This window comes from Brevundimonas sp. GW821-FHT12E07 (assembly GCF_058807035.1).
In genome coordinates this window covers 536,562-559,157 of sequence record NZ_JBXAQH010000003.1, presented here as the reverse complement: position 1 = coordinate 559,157, position 22,596 = coordinate 536,562, and the positions used below count along the sequence as shown (strand labels likewise).

Annotated in this window: 22 protein-coding genes and 1 other RNA gene; 12 read left to right on the top strand and 11 right to left on the bottom strand. The window is 67.7% G+C overall.

Annotated elements, in window-relative coordinates; translation table 11 throughout:
- Positions 1-64: 64 nt before the first annotated feature.
- The 3 genes from ssrS to AC1ROD_RS14495 form a co-directional block, all read right to left on the bottom strand.
- Positions 65-228: non-coding RNA, 6S RNA (ssrS, locus tag AC1ROD_RS14505), on the bottom strand.
- Between the two features lie 51 nt (positions 229-279).
- A complete protein-coding gene (gene zapA / locus AC1ROD_RS14500; RefSeq protein ID WP_207870803.1) occupies positions 280-600 on the bottom strand; it encodes a cell division protein ZapA in 321 nt (106 codons plus the stop codon).
- Positions 600-881: a hypothetical protein gene (locus tag AC1ROD_RS14495; RefSeq protein ID WP_492948973.1), complete on the bottom strand. Its 282-nt coding sequence runs from the start codon at positions 879-881 to the stop codon at positions 600-602. Before AC1ROD_RS14495 ends, zapA begins: the two co-directional genes overlap by 1 nt.
- Positions 882-993: 112 nt before the next feature.
- Between AC1ROD_RS14495 and tkt the strand changes: the two genes are divergently transcribed.
- From tkt to purT, 4 genes are read left to right on the top strand one after another with little or no spacing between them, the layout of a single operon-like run.
- A complete protein-coding gene (gene tkt / locus AC1ROD_RS14490; RefSeq protein WP_492948972.1) occupies positions 994-2,988 on the top strand; it encodes a transketolase in 1,995 nt (664 codons plus the stop codon).
- Entirely contained in the window at positions 2,985-3,839 is an 855-nt protein-coding gene (locus AC1ROD_RS14485; RefSeq protein WP_492948971.1) for an alpha/beta hydrolase, read from the top strand. The genes tkt and AC1ROD_RS14485 overlap by 4 nt, the downstream gene beginning before the upstream one ends.
- Positions 3,836-4,228: a VOC family protein gene (locus AC1ROD_RS14480; protein WP_492948970.1), complete on the top strand. Its 393-nt coding sequence runs from the start codon at positions 3,836-3,838 to the stop codon at positions 4,226-4,228. The genes AC1ROD_RS14485 and AC1ROD_RS14480 overlap by 4 nt, the downstream gene beginning before the upstream one ends.
- Positions 4,229-4,232: 4 nt before the next feature.
- Positions 4,233-5,438 (top strand): formate-dependent phosphoribosylglycinamide formyltransferase, encoded by a 1,206-nt coding sequence (gene purT / locus AC1ROD_RS14475; RefSeq protein WP_492948969.1) that lies wholly within the window; start codon positions 4,233-4,235, stop codon positions 5,436-5,438.
- Here purT and AC1ROD_RS14470 read toward each other — a convergent pair.
- From AC1ROD_RS14470 to AC1ROD_RS14460, 3 genes are all read right to left on the bottom strand, one after another.
- The gene (locus tag AC1ROD_RS14470; RefSeq protein WP_492948968.1) at positions 5,419-6,693 is read right to left on the bottom strand and encodes a S41 family peptidase; all 1,275 of its coding nucleotides are present in this window, start codon (positions 6,691-6,693) and stop codon (positions 5,419-5,421) included. The genes purT and AC1ROD_RS14470 overlap by 20 nt on opposite strands.
- Before the next feature lie 9 nt (positions 6,694-6,702).
- Entirely contained in the window at positions 6,703-8,046 is a 1,344-nt protein-coding gene (locus AC1ROD_RS14465; RefSeq protein ID WP_492948967.1) for a S41 family peptidase, read from the bottom strand.
- A 66-nt stretch (positions 8,047-8,112) separates the two neighbouring features.
- Positions 8,113-8,808, bottom strand: a complete 696-nt coding sequence (locus AC1ROD_RS14460) for an EF-hand domain-containing protein (RefSeq protein WP_492948966.1) — start codon at positions 8,806-8,808, stop codon at positions 8,113-8,115.
- 130 nt (positions 8,809-8,938) lie between these two features.
- Between AC1ROD_RS14460 and AC1ROD_RS14455 the strand changes: the two genes are divergently transcribed.
- The 6 genes from AC1ROD_RS14455 to fba all read left to right on the top strand — a co-directional run bounded on the left by AC1ROD_RS14455 (position 8,939) and on the right by fba (position 15,236).
- Complete coding sequence (locus AC1ROD_RS14455) at positions 8,939-9,643, top strand: response regulator (RefSeq protein WP_492948965.1); 705 nt, start codon at positions 8,939-8,941, stop codon at positions 9,641-9,643.
- Positions 9,640-11,220: an ATP-binding protein gene (locus AC1ROD_RS14450; RefSeq protein ID WP_492948964.1), complete on the top strand. Its 1,581-nt coding sequence runs from the start codon at positions 9,640-9,642 to the stop codon at positions 11,218-11,220. The genes AC1ROD_RS14455 and AC1ROD_RS14450 overlap by 4 nt, the downstream gene beginning before the upstream one ends.
- Before the next feature lie 125 nt (positions 11,221-11,345).
- Positions 11,346-12,353 carry a type I glyceraldehyde-3-phosphate dehydrogenase gene (gap, locus tag AC1ROD_RS14445; RefSeq protein WP_492948963.1) on the top strand — a complete coding sequence of 336 codons (1,008 nt, stop codon included), beginning with the start codon at positions 11,346-11,348 and terminating at the stop codon, positions 12,351-12,353.
- Between the two features lie 80 nt (positions 12,354-12,433).
- Positions 12,434-12,784, top strand: a complete 351-nt coding sequence (locus AC1ROD_RS14440) for a ribosomal maturation YjgA family protein (protein ID WP_492948962.1) — start codon at positions 12,434-12,436, stop codon at positions 12,782-12,784.
- A gap of 50 nt (positions 12,785-12,834) precedes the next feature.
- Positions 12,835-14,031 carry a phosphoglycerate kinase gene (locus AC1ROD_RS14435; RefSeq protein ID WP_492948961.1) on the top strand — a complete coding sequence of 399 codons (1,197 nt, stop codon included), beginning with the start codon at positions 12,835-12,837 and terminating at the stop codon, positions 14,029-14,031.
- 119 nt (positions 14,032-14,150) lie between these two features.
- Positions 14,151-15,236, top strand: coding sequence for a class II fructose-bisphosphate aldolase (fba, locus tag AC1ROD_RS14430; RefSeq protein WP_492948960.1), 1,086 nt, complete (start codon positions 14,151-14,153; stop codon positions 15,234-15,236).
- 41 nt (positions 15,237-15,277) lie between these two features.
- Here fba and AC1ROD_RS14425 read toward each other — a convergent pair whose 3' ends face one another.
- A complete protein-coding gene (locus AC1ROD_RS14425; protein ID WP_492948959.1) occupies positions 15,278-15,913 on the bottom strand; it encodes a DUF2799 domain-containing protein in 636 nt (211 codons plus the stop codon).
- 94 nt (positions 15,914-16,007) lie between these two features.
- Here AC1ROD_RS14425 and AC1ROD_RS14420 point away from each other — a divergent pair, with 94 nt between their 5' ends.
- Both AC1ROD_RS14420 and rpoH read left to right on the top strand, forming a co-directional pair.
- Positions 16,008-17,000, top strand: a complete 993-nt coding sequence (locus AC1ROD_RS14420) for an RluA family pseudouridine synthase (protein ID WP_492949077.1) — start codon at positions 16,008-16,010, stop codon at positions 16,998-17,000.
- 228 nt (positions 17,001-17,228) lie between these two features.
- Positions 17,229-18,116: an RNA polymerase sigma factor RpoH gene (gene rpoH / locus AC1ROD_RS14415; RefSeq protein ID WP_207870788.1), complete on the top strand. Its 888-nt coding sequence runs from the start codon at positions 17,229-17,231 to the stop codon at positions 18,114-18,116.
- Between the two features lie 54 nt (positions 18,117-18,170).
- Here the strand turns inward: rpoH and AC1ROD_RS14410 are convergent, their stop codons facing one another.
- From AC1ROD_RS14410 to AC1ROD_RS14395, 4 genes are all read right to left on the bottom strand, one after another.
- Complete coding sequence (locus AC1ROD_RS14410; protein WP_492948958.1) at positions 18,171-18,977, bottom strand: response regulator; 807 nt, start codon at positions 18,975-18,977, stop codon at positions 18,171-18,173.
- Positions 18,978-19,053: 76 nt separating this feature from the next.
- Positions 19,054-20,349 carry an adenylosuccinate synthase gene (locus AC1ROD_RS14405; RefSeq protein WP_492948957.1) on the bottom strand — a complete coding sequence of 432 codons (1,296 nt, stop codon included), beginning with the start codon at positions 20,347-20,349 and terminating at the stop codon, positions 19,054-19,056.
- A gap of 85 nt (positions 20,350-20,434) precedes the next feature.
- Entirely contained in the window at positions 20,435-21,595 is a 1,161-nt protein-coding gene (locus tag AC1ROD_RS14400) for a phosphoserine transaminase (protein WP_492948956.1), read from the bottom strand.
- Positions 21,596-21,597: 2 nt separating this feature from the next.
- Positions 21,598-22,533 (bottom strand): DnaJ C-terminal domain-containing protein, encoded by a 936-nt coding sequence (locus AC1ROD_RS14395; protein ID WP_492948955.1) that lies wholly within the window; start codon positions 22,531-22,533, stop codon positions 21,598-21,600.
- Between the last annotated feature and the right edge of the window lie 63 nt (positions 22,534-22,596).

Genomic DNA, 22,596 nt, shown 5'->3' with positions numbered 1-22,596 from the left:
CACAACCGCGCTCAAGCAGCGAGCGACCGCGTCGCGAGCGGTAGCGCCCAAAGAAGGAAGGGTTGGCGGCGCCGCGAAGAGCCGTGGAGGACAGTTGAAATCCTCTCGAGCCTGGATAACCAGGTGGGCGCCATATACCCAGCCCCACGAGGCCGGACAGGGACAGCTCCCTTCGAGTGAATTAAGGCCGCGAGGATATGTCGCCTCCGACGAGAGCCGCAGCAGGACCCGCCGTCGATCAAGATAGGCCCTGAACCGGGCGCTCACAAGGCGGGCTGGTCAGATCGTCTGGACGAGTTTCTCGAGACGGGCGGCGACGGCGTTGAGGGCCTCTGCGACGCCGTCAGAGGCGACGCCGGGCGCCGGGGCAGCGACCGGAGCGCCATGTTGCAGGGTCAGCCGGGCTTCATGCAGTTCATCCGCCAGCAGCAGGGCCGCCATCAGGAACAGGCGCAGGTCGCCGACATGGCCGACGTCGCCCGCTACCGAACGCACATGGCCGTCAAACTGTTTGGCCAGGATGCGGACACGCTCCTCCTGACCGTCCGCGCAACCGACGGCATAGGGGCGTCCATTGATATCGACAGTGACGGTGGCCATCAGTCCTCCGGCTCCTGATCGACCGACAGCAAGCCGCGAAGCTGATCCGCGGCGCGCGCCAGGGCGGCGGAGGCGTCCCGGCCGGCGGCTTCCAGCGCTTCGATTCGGGCCTGATCCGCCGGATCGGACGCGCTCGCGCCCGGCGAAGGAATGGCGAACAGGTCGTCGTCGGCGATCGCCGGCGCCGAGGCCGGTCTCGCCTTCAACTCCAGCACCTTGCGTTCCAGTGCGGCCAGAGCCCGGTCGACCCGGTCCTTGGCGGCGGTCGTGGCGTCGGCCATCAGTCGCATCCTCCAGATTTCTTATAGAACCCGTGGACGGCTCGGGGTAAAGCGGCGCACCCAATTTTACCGCCCTCCGATCAAACGCCCCATCTACGAAAGGTCGCCCGCTATGACCGACCCCAAGACCGATTCCGTGAAACCGACCCAGAAGCAGATGGCCAACGCCATCCGCGTCCTGGCCATGGACGGCGTCGAAAAGGCGAAAAGCGGTCACCCCGGGATGCCGATGGGCATGGCCGATGTGGCGACGGTGCTGTTCTCGAAATTCCTGAAGTTCGACGCCTCGCGCCCCGACTGGGCCGACCGCGACCGCTTTATCCTGTCGGCGGGCCACGGCTCGATGCTGATCTACGCCCTGCTGCACCTGACCGGTTACAAGGCCGCGACGAAGCAGGAGCTGTCGAACTTCCGCCAGTGGGGATCGAAGACCGCGGGCCACCCCGAGTACGGCCATATGCCGGGCGTCGAGGTCACGACGGGGCCTCTGGGTCAGGGCCTGGCCACCTCGGTCGGCTTCGCCATGGCCGAGCGCCATCTGGCGGCCAAGTACGGCGACGATCTGGTCGACCACCGCACCTGGGTGATCGCCGGCGACGGCTGCCTGATGGAAGGCGTGTCGCAGGAAGCCATCGCCCTGGCCGGCCGCTACAAGCTGAACAAGCTGACCGTCCTGTGGGACGACAATGAGATCACCATCGACGGCAAGGTCTCGCTGTCGGACGCCACCGATCAGAAGGCTCGCTTCAAGGCCGCTGGCTGGGCGGTTAAGGCCGTCGACGGTCACGACAACGACGCCATCAAGGCCGCGCTGAAGTGGGCGACCAAACAGGACAAGCCGACGCTGCTGGCCTGCAAGACCAGGATCGGCAAGGGCGCCGCCACCATGGAAGGCAGCCACAAGACCCACGGCGCGGCCCTGGGCGCCGCCGAGGTCGCCGCGACCCGTCTGGGTCTGGGCTGGGACCACGACCCGTTTGAACTGCCGGAAAACATCCAGAAGGCCTGGCTCAAGATCGGCCGTCAGGGCGCCAAACACCGCAAGGCCTGGGAAGCGCGTCTGGCCGCCTCGAAACAGGCCTCCGACTTCACCCGCGCCATGAAGGGCGATCTGCCGGAAACCGCCTTCGCCAAGCTGGACGCAAAGATCGCCGAACTGATCGAAACGAAGCCGGCCCAGGCCACGCGCCAGTCCTCGGGCGCGGCGCTCGACGAGGTCTTCGCCGCCATTCCGGAACTGATCGGCGGCTCGGCCGACCTGACGGGTTCGAACAACACCTTCGTCAAGGACACCCCGATCTTCGACGCCCCGACCTATGAGGGTCGGTATGTGAACTGGGGCATCCGCGAGTTCGGCATGGCCGCGGCCCTGAACGGTCTGGCCCTGCACGGCGGGGTCATCCCCTATGGCGGCACCTTCATGGTGTTCTCGGACTACAGCCGCCCGGCGATCCGCCTGGGCGCCCTGATGGGCGTTCGCGCCATCCACGTCCTGACGCATGACTCCATCGGTCTGGGCGAGGACGGCCCGACGCACCAGCCGGTCGAACATCTGGCGGCCCTTCGCGCCATCCCGAACCTCTATGTCTTCCGCCCGGCCGACACCGTCGAGGCCATGGAAGCCTGGAAGATCGCGCTTGAAGCGAAGACGACGCCCTCGGCCATGTGCCTGTCGCGCCAGAAGACCCCGGCGGTCCGCACGGTCGCCTCGGCCGAGAACCTGACGGCGAAGGGCGCCTATGAGATCAAGGCGGCCTCGGGCGAGGCCAAGGTCACCCTGTTCGGCACCGGCACGGAACTGGCCCTGGCCCTGAAAGCCGCCGAGACCCTGGAAGCCGAAGGCACGCCCACCCGCGTCGTCTCCGTCCCCTGCGTCGAGCTGTTCGACAAGCAGGACGCGGCCTATCAGGCCTCGGTCCTCGGCCGCGGCACGGTCCGCGTCGCCGTCGAGGCCGCGATCAAACAGGGCTGGGAACGCTTCATCGGCGAAGACGGCGCCTTTGTCGGCATGACCTCCTTCGGCGCCTCGGCCCCGGCCGAGGTCCTGTACGAGAAGTTCGGGATCACCGCCGAGGCGGTGGTCGCCGCGGCCAAGGCCCGGCTGTGATCCACGCTCGCCGTCTGGCGGCGGCGGTCGGTCTGGCCGCGGGGCTCGCCCTCGCGCCGGCCGTCCACGCCCAGACGGTGACTGCACCCTCAGTCGCAGAGACGCCGATCGTCATCGGTCGCTCCTTCGCCCTGCCCTCGGCGGTGATGGGGGCGACGCGCGAGATCAATGTCTGGCTGCCGCCCGGCTATGCCGACAGCGGCAAGACCTACCCCGTCCTCTATGTGCTGGACGGCGGGCAGGATCAGGACTTCCACCACATCTCGGGCATCGCCCAGCTGGGGACCATCGTCGGCACGACCCGTGACGTGATCGTGGTGGGGGTCGCCTCGGTGGATCGCCGCAACGAACTGGCCCTGCCGACGACCAATCCGGAATTGATCGCCCGCTACCCGACCCAGGGACAGTCGGAGCGCTTCCGCCGTTTCCTCGGCGAGGAGGTGCAGCCCTTCATCGATGGACGGTTCCGCACCAGCGGCGAGACGGCCCTGATGGGCGAATCCCTGGCCGGGCTGTTCGTCGTGGAGACCTTCCTGAAGGAGCCGCAGATGTTCGGCGCCTATGTCGCCGTCAGCCCGAGCCTGTGGTGGGACGGCGGTGAACTGGCGCGCCAGTCGGGCGCCCGCTTGCGCGACCAGTCCAATGATCCCCACACCCTGATCCTGACCCTCGGCGACGAAGGCGAGGAGATGCAGGCGCCGATGGACCTCCTGATCGCCAATCTGCGCGATCACGCCCTGCCCGGCGTGAGCTGGAGCTTCCAGCCGCGACCGGCGGAAAGCCACGCCACCATCTATCACGGCGCGGCGCTGGACGCGTTCCGCAAGCTCTATGCGGCGCCCGCACCGTGAGCCGTCTGGGCGCCGTCAGCCTGCTGGTCCGCGACTATGACGAGGCCATCGCCTTCTATGTCGACGCGCTGGGTTTCGACCTGAGCGAGGACACCGACATGGGCGGCGGCAAGCGCTGGGTGCGGGTGACGCCGAAAGGGGGCGACGCCTCCCTGCTGCTGGCCAGGGCGACCAGTGAGGCGCAGATCGCGGCCGTCGGCAAACAGGCGGGCGACCGGGTCTGGCTGTTTCTCGAGACCGACGACTTCGCGCGCGACCATGCGGCCTTGACGGTGGCGGGTGTCACTTTCCGCGAGACGCCTCGACACGAACCCTATGGCGTGGTGGCGGTCTTCGAAGACCTTTACGGCAACGCCTGGGACCTGATCGAACCGGCCAAAGGAGCCTGACCCCATGCCCGCCATGAAACTCGGCACCCCGCTTTCGGACACCGCGATCCGCGTCATGCTTCTGGGCTCGGGCGAGCTCGGCAAGGAGGTGGCCATCGAACTGCAGCGGCTGGGCGCCGAGGTGATCGCGGTCGACCGCTATCCCAACGCCCCGGCCATGCAGGTGGCGCACCGCAGCCACGTCATTCCGATGACTGATCCGCAGGTGCTGAACGGCGTGATCATGGCCGAGGCGCCGCACATCATCGTGCCCGAGATCGAGGCCATCGCCACCGACGTCCTGGCCCATATCGAGGCGGCGGGCATGGCGACGGTCATCCCGACCGCGCGCGCGGTGCAGCTGACCATGAACCGCGAGGGCATTCGTCGGCTGGCGGCCGAAGACCTGGGTCTGGCGACCAGCCCCTTCGACTTCGCCGGTTCGGCCGAGGAACTGGCGGCGGGCGCAGCGGCGGTGGGCTACCCCTGCTTCGTCAAGCCGGTGATGTCCTCGTCCGGCAAGGGTCAGTCGTTCGTCGAGAACGCCGACGAGATCGCCGACGCCTGGGCCTATGCCCAGTCGGCCGGGCGGGTGGACACGGCGCGGGTCATCGTCGAGGGCCGGATCGATTTCGACTTCGAGATCACCCTTCTGACCGTCCGCTCCCTGGGCGCCGACGGTCAGGTCCGCACCGACTTCTGCGCCCCGATCGGCCACCGTCAGGTCAACGGCGACTATGTCGAAAGCTGGCAGCCCCAGGCGATGAGCGAGGCCGCCCTCGCCGCCTCGCAGGACATCGCGGGCAAGGTGACGGCGGCGCTCGGCGGTCTCGGTGTCTTCGGCGTCGAGCTGTTCGTGAAGGGGGATCAGGTCTGGTTCTCGGAAGTCTCTCCGCGGCCGCACGACACGGGGCTGGTGACCCTGGCCACCCAGACCCAGTCCGAATTCGCCCTGCACGCCCGCGCCATCCTGGGCCTGCCGGTCGACGTCAGCCAGCGTGAGATCGGCGCCAGCGCGGTGATCTACGGCGGAATGGAAGCGGTGGGGATCGCCTTCGAGGGCGTCGCCGAGGCCCTGTCGGTCCCGACCGCCGACCTGCGTCTGTTCGGCAAGCCCGAGGCCTTCGAGCGGCGGCGCATGGGCGTCGCCACAGCGCGGGGCGCGACCACCGACGAGGCCCGCGACCGGGCCCGCGAGGCCGCCGGCAAGGTCAGGCCGGTTCGGGGATAGTTTCAGGCTCGGACACCGCTGCCTGTCCCAGAAGGGCGATGACGGCCGCACGCAGGGTCGGATCACGGCCCTGCCTCAGTTCATCCAGCGTCGGCGCCGTAACCACATCCGGCGTCACCCCGTTGTGCTCAAGCGTGACCCCCGCCGCCGTGCGGAAGCTGCGGACGCCGATGCTGAGCATGCCGCCGTCCGGCAGGTCGAAATGGCGTGAAGCGACCACCGCACCGGCGGATTTCGAGCCGACCACCGGACCGCGCCTGCTCTCCTGAACGGCGGCGGCGAACAGCTCTGCGGCGCTGGCGGTGCGTCCCGAGATCAGAACGGCCAGCGGCCCTGTCCACGGCGTGCGCCACCGCCCGGTCTTGCGCACCCCGCCGAAGATCGGACCGGAATCGATGATCCCGAAGGCGATCGGCTCGGTGAAAAAGGGCGACAGGATGCGCCGCAGCTCCCAGGCGTCGCCGCCGCCGTTGCCGCGAAGATCGATGATGATCCCCGGCGGCGGATCGGCCTGGGCAGCGGCCAGCTGGGCCTGCACCCACTCGCGGCTGGGGCCGTCGAAGGTGTTGAAGGTGATCACCAGAACCCCTTCGGGCGTGTGCTCGACATAGCCCACCTCGCGCGGCAAGGGCGCGGCGGCGAAGGTCGCGAGGTGCGGCTGGTCCTCGGCGTCGGTGAAGCCCCACTGATGCTCGCCCTCCAGATAGGAGCCGGTCAGGACGAAGGGTTCGCTATCGACGGTATCGACGCGCCAGCCGGGCTGAAGCCCCGCCTTCGCCGCCGGGCCGTCAGGCCGCACCCGATCCACGACGAAGCCCTCGCCCGCACCGGCCAGGGAGAAGCCGAACTCCAGCCCCTCCCCCAGGCGACGCTGGCGGGTCAGGCGGTTGGCGTAGGGCCGAGTGGCGTTGGTGTGTTTGTCACCCAGCTCGGCCAGCACGCCGTTCAGGCCGCGATAGAAGCCGACCTCATCCTGACTGGCCACGACCTCGGCGCGCTTTTCCGCCGCCTGTTCGAGCCAGTGGGCCCCGCGCTCCTCGCGCTGATAATGCTGCTCCGACACCGCCTCCACGACCAGATCATAGACCCGGGCGTTGAGCGCCAGCCGCTCGGGAGAGGCGTCTGCGACGGCGGCGACCTCGGGCACGCGTCGTTCATTGGCGCCGGGCAGGGTCGCGCAAGCCCCGAGCAGGACCAGGGCCAGGCCGAGCGGCGCGACCAGTCGCTTCGAAAGAGGAAAGGGCCGCCCGCGCATGGGCTCAGGCTAGAACGGCGAAGCCTGTATCGACAAGGCTTGGGCGGCGGCTCCTCCACCGGCCGCGACGTCACGCTGTCGCAGGGTGGCCACCGCGGCGTCGAGCGCGGGGTCGGGCGCCGCTGCGGACGCGGGTTCATCGGCATCGGCGACGGTGACGTCGGGAGCGACGCCGCGCTTCTCGAGCCGAACCCCGCCACGGGTGACGAAGTCCGAGCGGCTGAGCGTCAGGCGACCGCCGTCGGGCAGCCGACTGTCCTGCGAAATGAGAACCGCGCCTGCGGTCTTCTCGCCGACGATGACCGCGCGGCCGGCTTCCTGCAGGGCGGCGGGGGTCAGTTCGGCTGCGCTGCGGCTGGAGCGATCCACCAGCACCGCGAGGGCGTTGGGCGCCGGGGCGTCGAGGGTTCCGCAGCCCGGCTGGACGCGCAGGGTCGAGGCGCGGCCGCTGCGCGAGGTGCGGGTCGCCCAGACTTGCCGATCGGGCAGGAAGCAGGACAGGACCGCATCGGCCTCCATCAGCAAGCCGCCCGGATTGGCGCGCAGATCGAGAACCACGTCGGTGTCGGCGGGCAGGTCGGCCAGCTGATCGCCCATCCAGTCGCCCAGGCCGGGCTCGAAACCCTCGACCCGCAACACCAGAACACCGGGCCTCGACCGGTCGGCGACGAAGGCCGGCAGGGCGTCCATCTCGCGCGGCATGACGGTCACGTCGTGGAGCGCGCCAGCCTCGTCCACGAACCTCAGGGCGATCGCCTGACCATCGACCACGTCGAGATCGGGACTCCATCTGTTGTCGTCCGGACGAAGCCGCCAGCCCACGCGGACGCCCGCCTCCTCCGCCGGGGAGCCCGCACGCACCCGCTCGATCCGATAGACGCCATCGTCCTCGGGATAGAGGGTGACGCCCATCACCGGATGGCGCTCGCGCAGCAGGTCCTGGCGACGCACCGCGGCCGGGGGCGCAACGCCCGCGTGATCGTCGTTGAGCAGATCCAGCATCCGGTCGAGCACACGATAGAGTGCGCCGTCGCTGTTCGCCGCCAACGCCTGGGGCCGATAGGTCGCGCGCACCGCCCGCCAGTCCAGCCCATGGATCGAGGGGTCGTAGTAGTCCCGCTGAACCTCGGTCCAGACCTGGTCGAAGACCCGCTGGTTCATGCGCGCCCGGTCGCGATCCGGCGTCGATGAGGGTGCGGAAACCGGGGCGGACGCGGCGGTCGGGATGGGGCCATCGCCCGCGCGCACCGGGCCGACCGTCAGCATGCTGAGCGCCGCCACCGCCGGAATCAGTCGCCGGTACAAAGCCCTGCCGTAAAGGCCCTGACCAAGAAGAAGGGTGGCGGAGATCATCTCCGCCACCCTATGCCGCGAATGCGGCGGTTCTCAAGCGCGATGCCGAACTTGTCAGCCCGGCCCTTATTCGGCGGAGGTGTTCATCCGGCGGGTGAAGATATGGACGCCGCCACCCTCGCCCTTCTCACCGCTTTCGATGAAGCCGGAATGATCCGCATCGGCGCGCTGGAAGGCTTCACGCAGGGGCGCCAGGAACTCTTCCTCGCTGACCTTGCCGTCGTGGTCCTTGTCCAGATCACCGGGCCCCTCGCCCGGACCGCCGATGCGGTCGATCTGGATGCGGGCGCCCGGCGGCGGCGGGGGCAGGTCGCCGTCCGCGCCGCCAAGGCGGGTGACGAAGACGCGGGTGTCTCCGCCTTCGGGCCTGCCCAACTGGCCGTTGAACAAGGCGCCCTCAGGACCACCGACATGGACGCGGACCGGACCACCCGGACCACCCGGACCACCCGGACCACCGAGCACGACCATGGCCGCCGCGCGGCCCTCAGCGAACTCATCGGTCGAAATCTTGCCGTCGTGGTTCTTGTCGAGGAAGTCGAAGGCCTGGGTCTGGGGGGCGGTGAACTCTTCACGGGTGACGAAACCGTCGCCGTTCTTGTCCATGGTCATATTGTGCGGACCAAGGGCGCCAGAACGGGGGCCGTCGAGCCCCGTGGTGAAAACGCGAACATCCCGGTGAATCTCGGTACGGGGCTCAGGCGGGGTCTGGATCGCTTCGGGATCGGCGACGAGGCCGGCGAGGATCATGGCGATAAGCATTCGTGGTGTCTCCGTTCTGGACGCCGTCATCGACCACGCCGGGCTTGCACGGATATTTCAGAACTGCATGGATTTGTTTCACCGCTGCAATGATGCGATGCATCGGCATCGGCATAAGGCGGCCATGCTCATGGAAATCCCCTCCCGTATTCTCGTCGTCGACGACGACCCCGGCATCCGCGAAGTGCTCTGCGACTATCTGGGTCAGCATGGCTATGAGGCCAGCGGCGCCGCCTCCGCCTCCGAGATGGACCGCGCCCTTGCCGCCGCTTCCATCGATCTGATCGTGCTGGATTTGATGATGCCCGGCGAAGACGGTCTGTCGGTCGTGCGCCGGCTCAGCGGCAACGGCCCGCCGATCGTCATGCTCAGCGCCATGGGCGAGGACACCGACCGGATTGTCGGCCTGGAGCTGGGCGCCGACGACTATCTGGCCAAGCCCTGCAATCCGCGCGAGTTGCTGGCCCGGGTGCGCGCCGTGCTGCGTCGCCCGCGAGACGAAGAGGCCCCGGCGGGCGGTCCCGCCCTGACCTTCGCTGGCTGGCGGCTGGATCTGATGCGGCGCGAACTGACGCGACCGGACGGAATGCTGGTCGGGCTGTCGGGTGGCGAGTTCGCGCTTCTGAACGCCTTCGCCGAACGGCCCGGACGCATCCTGACGCGTGACCAGTTGCTGGAGGCTGCGCGCGGCGCCGACGCCGACGTTTTCGACCGCGCCATGGACGTCCAGATTAGCCGCCTGCGCAAGAAGCTGGATGACGGCTCGGGTCTGGAGATGATCCAGACGGTGCGCGGCGAAGGCTATCGCTTCGACGTCAAGGTGAGCCGCCGGTGAAGCGACCTTCATCGCTGCCGGTGCTGGTGTCCGTCGGGGCGCTGGCCGCGCTGGCCGTGGTCATGTCCCAGGCCGTGGCCTTCGCCGTCATCATCCTGGCGCCCGAACCGCCCCCCCCGGGTTTCAGCCTGGCCTCGGCAGCCGCCGCCCTGCAGGGCCAACCCGCGAAGACGAGCGACGGACGCAAGCTGGTGCGCAAGCTCGGCGACCACCCGATCGCGCTCGATGGTGAAAACAACCGGCGCCCGAACGACCCGCTGGTGACCTTCGTCACCGCCGGGCTGGCGCAGAGACTGAAAACCCCCGTTGAGAACGTCCGCGTCCGGATCGAACACCGCCGCCCGCCCTTCGGCATGGGGCGTCGGCGCAACGGCCCTGGCCCCTTCCCCGGTCAGGGCCCGGGGATGGATCCTAACGGTCGGCCGCTTTTTACGACCAGTTTCGTTCTGACGCGGCCGGACGGGCCGCCGCCACCCGACATCCGCCCCGATCACTCCGCTCCAGACCCGGAGCGAGGCATGGCTCCGAATGCCGTGACCTCGGCAGACGTTTCGACCCGCGTCACCATCCACCGCCAGAATGCGGGGGCGGTGGAGACCACCCGCCAGTTCAACATCATCGCCGACCGGCTGAATTTCGACCCCTTCTCCGCCTCGGTGAAGCTGCCGGACGGTCGATGGGCGACGGTGGAGCCGCCGCGCAGCCTGATTTCGCCATGGCAAAAGCGGCTTTTGATCTCGCTGCTGATCTCGATGCTGATCCTGGCGCCGATCGTCTGGCTGCTGGCGCGGCGTCTGACGCGGCCGATCCGGGTCTTCGCCGAGGCCGCCGAACGCTTAGGCGCCGATCCGGACGCAGACCCTCTGAAACCTACCGGTCCGACCGAGGTGCGCACCGCCATCGGGGCCTTCAACGACATGCAGGCCTCACTGCGTGATCACATGCGTAAACGGACCCAGACCATCGCCGCCATCGCCCATGACCTGCGCACCCCGCTGACGCGGATACGGTTCCGGGTCGAGCAGGCCCCGCCGAAGCTGCGCGACCGCATGGTCGCCGATGTCGAGGAAATGGACGCCCTGATCGGCCAGGCCATGGCCTTCGTGCGCGGCGAGACCCAGGCCGACCGACGCGAGCCTCTGGATCTGGACGCCCTGGCCCGCGACTGCGCCAGCGGCTTTTCCGAGACCGGCGCAGCGGTGACCTTCGACGGCGGCCGCGCCCTGCCGGTCGAGGGTGATCCGGCGGCCTTGCGCCGGGCCATCGCCAATCTGATCGAGAACGCGGTCAAGTTCGCCGACGCCGCGCGGGTCCGCACCTTCCTGCTGGACGATCAGGCCGTGATCTCGGTCGAGGACGACGGCCCGGGCCTGCCCGAGGAAGAACTGGAGACGGTGTTCGAGCCCTTCGCGCGCGGCGAGCGGTCGCGCAATCGCGAAACCGGGGGCGCAGGTCTGGGCCTGTCGGTGGCGCGTCAGGCGGCGCGCGGCGCCGGCGGCGACGTGACCCTGATCAGCCGCCCCGAAGGCGGCCTGACCGCCCTGATGGTTCTGCCCCTGAAGACCCGGACGGCCTGACAACGGTTTCCGCAGCGCCAAGCGTCACAGTTCATCACGCGATGTTACGCCCGCGGGGTTGATCCTCGTGCGCGAGAGCCCCATTGAAGCGCCAACGATAATCCACCCGCTTCAGGAGCCCGCCCATGACCCTTCGCGTCGCCATCAACGGCTTCGGCCGCATCGGCCGCCTCGTCCTCCGCTCGATCGTCGAGCATGGCCGCACGGATATCGAGGTCGTGGCGATCAACGACCTGGGTCCGGTGGAGACCAACGCCCACCTGTTCCGCTATGACTCGGTGCACGGCCGCTTCCCCGGCACCGTGACCTCGGGCGAGGACTGGATCGACGTCGGCACCGGCAAGATCAAGGTCACCGCCGAGCGTGATCCTTCGAAGCTGCCGCACGCCGAACTGAACGTTGACATCGCCTTCGAGTGCACGGGCATCTTCACGTCGAAGGACAAGGCCTCGGCCCACCTGACCGCAGGCGCCAAGCGCGTGCTCGTCTCGGCGCCTGCCGACAACGCCGACAAGACCATCGTCTACAAGGTCAACCACGAGACCCTGACCGCCGACGACATCATCGTCTCCAACGGTTCGTGCACCACCAACGCCCTGGCCCCGGTCGCCAAGGTCCTGCACGACCTGTTCGGCATCGAGCGCGGCTATATGACCACCATCCACTCCTACACCGGCGATCAGCCGACGCTGGATACGATGCACAAGGACCTGTACCGCGCCCGCGCCGCGGCCCTGTCGATGATCCCGACCTCGACCGGCGCCGCCAAGGCCCTGGGACTGGTCCTGCCGGAACTGAAGGGCAAGCTGGACGGCTCCTCGATCCGCGTCCCGACCCCGAACGTCTCGGTCGTCGACCTGAAGGTCGTCGCCTCGCGCGACGTCACCGTCGAGGAGATCAACGCCGCCCTGCAGGCCGCCGCCGACGGTCCGATGAAGGGCGTCCTGGCCACGACCGTCGAGCCGCTGGTCTCGCACGACCTGAACCACATCGCGGCCTCCTCGACCGCCGCCCTGCCCCAGACCCAGGTCGTCGACGGCAAGCTGGCCCGCGTCCTGACCTGGTACGACAATGAGTGGGGCTTCGCCTCGCGCATGGCCGACACGGCTCTGGTGATGGCCAAGTTCCTCTGATCGTGAGGGCCGCGCGAACTCCGACGGCGGTGTCGGCAGCGCGCGGCCCAGTTCGCCAAAGCGAGCGCGGCTTCTACGCCTTGGCGGCCTTGGTCGTGTTTGGCGTCGAAGTACTCATCGCCCTGTTCGTGCACGATGGCTTTATCCGCCCCTATCTGGGCGACGCCCTTGTGATCGGCCTGATCTATCTGGTGCTTAGAGCCCTCACGCCATTGCCGGTCTTGCCGGAGGTGGCGGCCACCCTGACCTTCGCCTTCGCCGTAGAGCTCGCCCAAGCGCTGAATTTCATCGACGCTCTCGGCCTCCGCGGCAACGCGCTTGCGCGCACCGTTCTGGGCAGCGCGTACGACCTTCGGGATTTTGCGGCCTATGCCGCTGGCGGTATGGGTGTGATCGCCATCGAGGCCGTCCGTAAAACCCGAATACTCTGATCCGAATTCCTGCAGTCCAGCTTTCCCCGCCCCAACTTTCCGAGATTTCCATGACCTTCCGCACCCTCGACGACGCCGGTTCACTGGCCGGCAAGACCGCCCTGGTCCGCGTGGACTTCAATGTGCCGATGGAGGGGGGCAAGATCACCGACGACACCCGGCTGCGCGTCGCCCTGCCGACGATCAACAAGCTGCGGGAAGCCGGCGCCAAGGTCGCGCTGCTGGCTCACTTCGACCGCCCCAAGGGCCAGGTCGTGCCGTCCATGAGCCTGAAGCCGCTGGCGGGCCCGCTGGCCGAACTGCTGGGCGCCCCGGTCCACTTCGCCGAGGATTGTGTGGGCGGCCCGGCCCATGCGGCCATCGACGGTCTCGACGCCGGCGGCGTAGTCCTGTTGGAAAACGTCCGCTTCCACGCTGCGGAAGAGGCCAATGACGCAGAGTTCGCGACCAGCCTCGCCGAACTGGCCGACCTCTATGTCAACGACGCCTTCTCGGCCGCCCACCGCGCTCACGCCTCGACCGAAGGCGTCGCCCACCACCTGCCCGCCTATGCCGGCGAGTCGATGCGCCGCGAGCTCGAGGCGCTGGATGCGGCGCTCGGCAATCCGCAGAAGCCGGTGATCGGGATCGTGGGGGGATCGAAGGTCTCGACCAAGCTCGATCTGCTCAAGAACCTGGTCGGCAAGCTCGACAAGCTCGCCATCGGCGGCGGCATGGCCAACACCTTCCTGTTCGCGCAAGGGCTCGATATCGGCGGCTCGCTGGCCGAGAAAGACATGGCCGACACCGCCCGCGAGATCATGGCCAATGCCGAGAAGGCCGGCTGTGAACTGCTGCTGCCCGTCGACGTTGTCGTCGCAACCGAGGTCAAGCCGGGCGCCGAGGCCCGCACCGTCAAGGCGGGCGAGACGCTCTCCGCCGACGACAAGATCCTCGACGCCGGCCCCGAGACGGTGGCGAAGCTGAACGCCGCGATCAACGGCTCGAAGACCCTGATCTGGAACGGCCCGCTCGGCGTATTCGAGGTCCCGCCCTTCGATGCCGCCACCGTCGCCGCTGCAAAGCATGTCGCGGACCGGACGAAGGCGGGCGTCCTGATCGCCGTCGCGGGCGGTGGGGACACGGTCGCGGCCGTGAATCACGCGGGCGTGGCTGACGACCTGACCTTCGTCTCCACCGCCGGCGGCGCCTTCCTGGAGTGGATGGAGGGCAAGCCCCTGCCCGGCGTAGAGGCCCTGCGCACCTGAACATCAGGCTCCTCGGGCAAGGTGACGCGGCGTAATGGCTGTTACATGACGTGACTTTATCGCGTCGCGGCGCTAGTCTCCCGGCAAAATAAAACAGACTGACATCAGGGGACTACACAATGGCGCGCATCACGCTGCGGCAATTGCTCGACCACGCGGCCGAGAACGACTACGGCCTGCCGGCCTACAACATCAACAACATGGAGCAGGGCCTGGCGATCATGGAGGCGGCCCATGAGGTCAACGCCCCGGTCATCATCCAGGCCTCGCGCGGCGCCCGCAACTACGCCAACGACATCGTCCTGGCCAAGCTGATCGACGCCCTGGCCGAACTCTATCCGAACATCCCGGTCTGTATGCACCAGGACCACGGCAACGGCGCGGCGACCTGCGCCACCGCCATCCAGTACGGCTTCACCTCGGTGATGATGGACGGCTCGCTGGAAGAGGACGCCAAAACACCCGCCAGCTACGAATACAATGTCGACGTCACCCGCCGCGTCACCGAGATGGCGCACAGCTGCGGCGTCTCGGTTGAGGGTGAACTCGGCGTTCTGGGTTCGCTGGAAACCGGCATGGGCGAGGCCGAGGATGGCCACGGCTTCGAAGGCAAGCTGGACCACTCGCAACTGCTGACCGACCCGGATCAGGCCGTCGACTTCGTCGCCGCCACCAAGGTCGACGCCCTGGCCATCGCCATGGGCACCTCACACGGCGCCTACAAGTTCACGCGCAAGCCGGACGGTGACGTGCTGGCCATGAATGTGATCGAGGAAATCCACCGCCGCCTGCCCAACACCCACCTGGTGATGCACGGCTCGTCGTCGGTGCCGCAGGACCTGCAGGACATCATCAACGCCTACGGCGGCCAGATGCCCCAGACTTGGGGCGTGCCGGTCGAGGAAATCCTGCGCGGCATCAAGCACGGCGTGCGCAAGGTCAACATCGACACCGACAACCGCATGGCCATCACCGGCGCGATCCGGAAGGTTCTGGTCGAGAAGCCGGGCGAGTTCGATCCGCGCGCCTATCTGAAGCCCGCCAAGGAAGCCATGAGGAAGCTCTGCAAGGAGCGCTACCAGCAGTTCGGCTGCGAAGGCATGGCCGACAAGATCACGCCGATGTCCACCGCCCAGATGGCCAAGCGCTACGCGTCCGGCGCTCTGGATCCGTCCTTCCGCGGCGCCGCCGTCAAGGCCGCCTGACAAGACCAAGGGGCGGCTCGAAAGGCCGCCCCTTTTCAATTCTAGACCGGATAGCGGTCGCTCAGCTCACGCCGCACCCGGCGCACATCCCATTCAGCCTGTTCCAGCGCGGCGTTGGCGGCGTCGGCATCGCGACGCGCGTCGCGGATTTCGCCCCGAACCTCCTGAATACGATCGCGAATCTGCTGCCGCTGTTCGTCCGTCAGGCCCTCGCCGCGCAATTCCCGCTGCTTGGCGTCCAGTTTGTCTTCTCTGTCCCTGATCCGGGCCACGGCGCTGTTCAGAGCGCTCGTAGCGGTCTCCACGGCCTCTTCTGCCCCGTGCAGCCGCAGCCCGTCCTGATAGGCCGGCATGAAGGCCGCCTCTTCCTCGGGACGACAGACGCCGTGATAGGTATTGCCGGACCGTCCCTCGGCCCATCCCCGATCGAAGGTGCAGTAGGTCCTGAGGCCCGCCTCGCGCGCCGAGCTGTAGGCTGCCGGCTCCGGCGTCACCTGAAACTTGGCGCAGGCCTTGGCGTGGTCGTCCAAACGCGACATCGGATAGCCCGCGGCCCCGTCGGAATACCCCTTCTCCCTCCAGGCGCCGGCCAGACATTCGTCCTCGCTCATGGTCGCGCAGCTGCCCAGCAGCATGGCTGCGGCGATCATGCTGCCAGCGATCGGAACCTTCTTCATTGGACCCCTTCCCTTCCAAGCTTCACTATTGAACCGAGTTATGTGTCGTGCAAGCCGCGCCTCGTGCTAGGAGAGCCCGGTGTCCGACCCTGATCTGATTGACGAGGACGGCCTTCTCCCGACCGAACTTCTGGAGGCGCGCATCGACGCGTCCGGGATTCGGCTGGACAAGGCCCTGGCCGAAGCCTTCCCGACCCTGTCGCGTGCGCGTTTGCAGGCACTCCTCGCCGAAGGCGCCGTCAGCCGCGATGGCATTATCCTGACCGGCGGCTCGGCAAAGGCCCAACCCGGCCTCTACGTCGTCGCCTTGCCCCCCGTCGCCCCGGCTACGCCGCAGCCCGAGGCTATCCCCCTGACCGTCCTCTACGAGGACGCCGACCTGATCGTCATCGACAAGCCCGCGGGAATGGCCGCCCATCCGGCGCCGGGCTGCGAGACCGGAACCCTGGTCAACGCCCTCCTGGCCCATTGCGGCGACAGCCTGTCCGGCATCGGCGGCGTCGCTCGCCCCGGCATCGTCCACCGCCTGGACAAGGACACGTCCGGCGTCATGGTCGCCGCCAAGACCGACCGGGCGCACGCGGGCCTGTCCGCCCTGTTCGCGACCCACGACATAGAGCGCACCTATATCGCCCTGACCCGCGGCGCGCCTTCCCCTACCAGCGGCCGCATCCAGACCCAGATCGGCCGGTCGTCTTCGGATCGAAAGAAGATGGCCGTGCTGCGCAGCGGTGGGCGTGAGGCCATCACCGACTATGTTGTCCACCGCGCCTTCGCCGTTCCCGCAAAATCCGGCGCCGCGCCCCTCGCTGCCCGTGTCGCCTGCACCCTGCATACCGGGCGCACCCATCAAATCCGGGTCCATCTGGCCTCCAAAGGGTCTCCGATCCTGGGCGACGCCGTCTACGGCTCGGGCAGCCCCGCCTCATCCGTCCGCGCCGCCATCGCCGAGGCCGGCCTCAGTCGGCAGGCGCTCCACGCCGCCGTTCTCGGCTTCGTCCATCCGGTGACGGGAAAGACGCTTCGCTTCGAGACTGCCCTTCCCCGGGATATGGCCGCCCTTGAGACCCTTCTCGCCGCGCTCTGAGCTGGGGCAACATAGTCAGTCTTGATTAAGGACGGACTAGTCGCTATATAGCTCCTCGACCGGTGCAAGTGGCGCCAGGAACACGGTCACGCTTATGTGTGACGATCCGCCCCTACAATGTGCGGAAACCCGTAGCTACTTGATTGGTTGAGGGGTGAGGGCCCGGCGCACACTCGGTGGCCGGAACCGGAGAGCCCGCTCGTTGATACGGGTCGGAGGGATCAGACTATGGCTGCACTGAAATCGATCGCGGTGATGTCGCCTGAACAGGGACTGTCGCGCTATCTCACGGAAATCCGCAAGTTTCCGATGTTGACCAAGGACGAGGAGTTCATGCTGGCCAAGCGCTGGTCTGAACACCAGGACGCCGAGAGCGCCCACCGCCTGGTCACCTCGCACCTTCGCCTCGTGGCCAAGATCGCCATGGGTTATCGCGGCTACGGCCTGCCGATCGGCGAAGTCATTTCCGAAGGCAACGTCGGCCTGATGCAGGCCGTCAAGAAATTCGACCCGGACAAGGGCTTCCGCCTCGCGACCTACGCCATGTGGTGGATCAGGGCCTCGATCCAGGAATACATCCTGCGCAGCTGGTCGCTCGTGAAGATGGGCACCACCGCCGCGCAGAAGAAGTTGTTCTTCAACCTGCGCAAGGCCAAGAGCCAGATCTCGGCCTTCGAGGAAGGCGACCTGCATCCGGAGCACCTCTCGGCCATCGCCACCAAGCTGGGCGTGACCGAGGAAGAGGTCACCAACATGAACCGCCGTCTCGGCGGCGACGCCTCGCTGAACGCGCCGCTGCGCGTGGACGGCGAAAGCGAATGGCAGGACTGGCTCGCCGACGATACGGCGGTCTCGCAAGAGACCGCCCTTGCCGACAACGAAGAGAAGTCGCTGCGCATGGGCCTGCTTCAGGAAGCCATGGGCGAGCTGACGGATCGTGAGAAGCACATCCTGACCGAGCGTCGCCTCAAGGACGATCCGGTGACCCTCGAAGAACTGGCCAGCCAGTACGGCGTCAGCCGCGAGCGGGTGCGTCAGATCGAGGTCCGCGCCTTCGAGAAGCTGCAAAAGGCCATGCGCGCCGCCGCCGAAGAGCGGAACCTCGTCGACGCCTGATTCTTGCTAGCGCTCAAAAGAAAAGCCCGGCTCCACGAGCCGGGCTTTTTTGATTCAGGAGGCCCGGGCCAGCTGCTCCGGCTCGTGCAGAGCCAGAAGCCCGCCGATCGGCTGGGCCAGCGCTGCCTTGGTCGGCATTCCGGCCGCCAACAGCGCCTCCAGACCCGCTGCGGCGATTGCCAGCTTTGCATCCGCCGTCTTGATGGCCAGCGCCTTCAGGGTTTCGGCCTGCTGACGGGCGGCTCGTACGGCCTGGGTCGGGTCGCTGTCATACTGGGCGAGAGCCGCGGCGAGAATTCTCATCGCCTGATCCTTGACCGCCACGGCCGCGGCGGCTCCGGAAGCCGGCTTGTCCTGTTTGCGTTTCTGCGGCCCGGCGTATTCGCCCGAGTTGAAGCGGCGACGGTCAGGCCCGACGTAGGCGACGCCTTCGATCCAGTCGCGCGGCTTCAGGGCCACGTTCTCGACACGGCGGAACAGATCCGTCGCGGTGAAAGGCTTGCGCAGGAATTCGTGCACGCCGCAGTCGCGTGCGCCCTTGATGGAGTTCGCCGTGGCTTCCGCCGTCACCATGATGACCGGCGAGCGTCGGCTGGCCAGGTTCGACCGGCGCAGCTTGCGCGTGAAGCCCTCGCCATCCAGACGCGGCCCTGCCCGTTCGGTGAAAATCAATCCCGGCTCGATCTCGCGGATCGAATCCATGGCGCGCAGCTCGTCGGTCTCGTGCACCACCTCACGGGAGCCGAGGCTCTTCATCAGGTCGAGCAGCAACCGCGCCGCCGCCGGATTCGGATCGACAACCACCACCCGCTGAATGGTCGGCGCGATGCGGGCAAGAGTTTTGGCGTCGGCAGCAAACAAGGGGACACTCCGCGATGGAGCATTATCCCTACCGGCTTCCGGTTAAGGCCGCGTTGAACGCGCGAACCTTTTCGCCTTAGCCGAGGAAGGGATCCCGCACCAGGATGGTGTCGTCCCGTTCGGGGCTGGTGGACAGGATCGCCACCGGGGCGCCGATCAGTTCCTCGATCCGCCGCACGTATTTGATCGCATTGGCGTTCAGGTCCTTGAAGCTGCGGGCCGAGGCCGTGCTTTCGCTCCAACCTTCCAGCTCTTCGAACACCGGCTCCGCTGCGGCCTGCGCCTTCAGGCTGGACGGCAGATAGTCCAGAACCTGCCCGTCGATCTTGTAGCCGACGCAGATCTTCAGCGTCTTCAGCCCGTCCAGGACGTCCAGCTTGGTCAGGGCGATACCGTCGATGCCGTTGATGGCCACCGACTGGCGCACCAGAACGGCGTCGAACCAGCCGCAGCGCCGGGCCCGACCCGTGTTGACGCCGACTTCGCGCCCCACGGTCGCCAGATGCTCACCAACCTCGTCGAACAGCTCGCAGGCAAAGGGGCCTTCGCCGACCCGGGTCGTATAGGCCTTCACGATCCCCAGCACATAACCGACGCTCTTGGGCCCGATGCCGGAGCCGGCCGCGGCCTGGCCGGCGGCGGTGTTCGAACTGGTGACATAGGGGTAGGTGCCGTGATCGACGTCCAGGAAGGCGCCTTGGGCGCCCTCGAACAGCACGCGCTTGCCGGCGCGCTGGGCCTGATCCAGCACACGCCAGGCCGGCTGGGCGTAGGGCAGGATCTTGGGCGCGATTTCCAGCAACTGGGCCAGCAGCGCTTCCGGATCGATGGGCTCCAGACCCAGTCCGGCGCGCAGCGGATCATGGTGCGAGCGCAGGCGGTCGATCTTGACCTTAAGGTCTTCTTCGTTGGCCAGGTCGCAGACGCGGATTGCCCGGCGGCCGACCTTGTCCTCATAGGCCGGGCCAATGCCCCGGCCGGTGGTGCCGATCTTGGCGCCCGGCGCGCTCGCCGCCGCCTCACGCGCCACGTCCAGCGCCGGGTGGATAGGCAGGATCAGGCAGGCGTTGTCCGCGATGGTCAGAATGCCGGGATTAATCGAGATTCCTTGCGCCTCGATCTTCTCGATCTCACCGACCAGATGCCAGGGATCGACCACCACGCCGTTGCCGATGATCGAGGGCTTGCCCTGCACCACGCCCGAAGGCAGCAGCGCCAGCTTGTAGACCTTGCCGTCCACCACCAGGGTGTGGCCGGCGTTGTGACCGCCCTGGAACCGCACGACCATGTCTGCCCGGTTCGACAGCCAGTCGACGATCTTGCCCTTGCCCTCGTCGCCCCACTGGGCGCCGACCACCGCAACATTCGCCAAAACCGTCTCTCCGCACCAATGCCTGTAATGGGCGGGCGCAGCCTATAGCGAGGGAATCGCCGAATGTCGTCCCGGTCGGGACGTTTTATCTGACGGACAGCTCTCCGACCGCGGTCTCGAACGCCCATTCCAGCCACGGCGCGGCGGCGATCACGTCGGCCGTCTCGACCGTACAGCCGCACCATAGGCGCAGTCCGGGCGGGGCGTTGCGGTGCGGCTCCATGTCGAACACCGCAGCCTCGCCTTCCAGCAGAGCCTTGAAGCGCACCACGAAAGCCTTCTGCGCCTCATCGTCGAGGGCGGCGACGCGCGCGTCGGTGAACTTCAGGCAGACCGAGGTGGTCGAACGGATTTCCAGCCGCTCGGGCAGGAAGGCGATCCAGTCGGTCTTCTCGACCCAAGCCTCAAGCGCCGCATAGTTGGCGTCGGTCCGGCGGATCAGCTCCGTCAGTCCGCCCGCGCGCTCGGCCCACTCCAGGGCGTCGATCCAGTCCTCAATGGTCAGGATCGAGAAGGTGTTGATCGCCACCCCGTCGGCCAGCGACCGGTCAAAGCCCTTACCGTCGGTGATCCGCAGCACCTTGGGGATCGGTCGGTCGGGTTTGAAGCCGTCCAGTCGCGCCACGGCTCGCGGCGACAGGACCATCACCCCGATTCCGGCCTCTCCGCCCAACGCCTTCTGGAATGAGAAGGTGACGACATCCAGCTTGTCCCACGGCAGCGGCATAGCGAACGCGGCCGAGGTCGCGTCGCAGATCGCCAGCCCCTCGCGGTCATCCGCGATCCAGTCGCCGTTGGGCACGCGCACGCCCGAGGTCGTGCCGTTCCAGGGGAAGACGACATCCTTGGCCCAATTGACCTTCGACAGATCCGGCAGCTCACCCCAGGGCGCCGTCAGGGCCTCAGGCTCCAGCCCCAGATGCGTCTTCACATCCGCAAGCCAGGTCAGGCCGAAATTCTCATAGGCGACGACCTGCACCGGCCGCTCGCCCAGCATACCCCATAACGCCGCCTCGACCGCGCCCGTATCCGAACCCGGTGTGTAGAGCATCACATGGCTTTCCGGGACCTCCAGAACGGCCCGGGTCAGCCGCAAGCCATGGGCGAACCGCTCAACCACCTCCGGCGCACGGATGCCCCGCCCAAGCAGCCCCGTCGGCAGGCCGCCCAGACTATAGCCGGGACGTTTCGCAGTCGGCCCCGACCCGAACCAGGGACGGGCAGGCTTGGCGGCAGGCTTGGTCATGGTCAGTCCCGGAACGGCCGCATCGGGCCCTCGTCACGCCGCTTCTGGGCCAGTTTGGTCAGGGCTTCGTCCTCCCCGTCCGGCAGGGCGATCATCAACTTGGCCAGCAGGTCGCCGCGCTTGCCGTTGGCGAAGGCCCCGCGTCCCTTGAGGCGCAGCACCTTGCCCGAGGTCGAACCCTTGGGAATGGTCATGCTGACCGTGCCCTCCGGCGTCCTGACCGGGATCTTGCCGCCCAGAACCGCGTCGTACAGCGACACCGGCTGGTCCATCGTCAGATCGGCGCCGTCGACCTTGAACACCGGATGCGCCGAAATCTTCAGTTCGATCAGGGCGTCGCCCGCCGGGCCGCCACGACCGGGCGCTCCCTGCCCCTTCAGCCGGATCGTCTGGCCATCGCCCGCGCCCTTGGGGATGGCGACGTCGAGCGTTCGGCCGTCCGAGAACTGGATTCGCCGGGTCGCCCCCGTGATCGAGTCTTCCAGGCTGATGTCCAGCGTCGCGCGCACATCGGAGCCCTTGCCGTTGAACGGCGACCGACCTCCTCCGGCCCTCGCGCCGCCGCCAAACCGCCCGAACAGCTCTTCCAGATCGATGTCGTCAAAGCTGGCGCGCCCGCCGGGACCGCCCGCGCCCGAAAAGCCGCCGAAGCCCGAGAACCCGCCCGCGCCCGCGCCGCCGCCACGCCCGCCGCCGAAGCCGGCGTATTGCTCACGTCCGTCCGCGTCGATTTGCCCCTGATCGAACTTGGCGCGCTTCTCGGCGTCGCCCAAGAGGTCGAAGGCGGCGGTGACCCGCTTGAACCGCTCCTCGGCCGCCTTGTCGCCCGGGTTCTTGTCGGGGTGCAGTTCCTTGGCCAGCTTGCGGAAGGCCTTCTTGATCTCATCCGCGCTCGCGCCCCTGGAAACGCCAAGTTCCTTGTAGGGATCGCCCGCCACGTCTGCACCGCTCCGCCGAAATCAGCCCGACGCACCACGCGCCACGCCCGAAAGGGAAAGCCG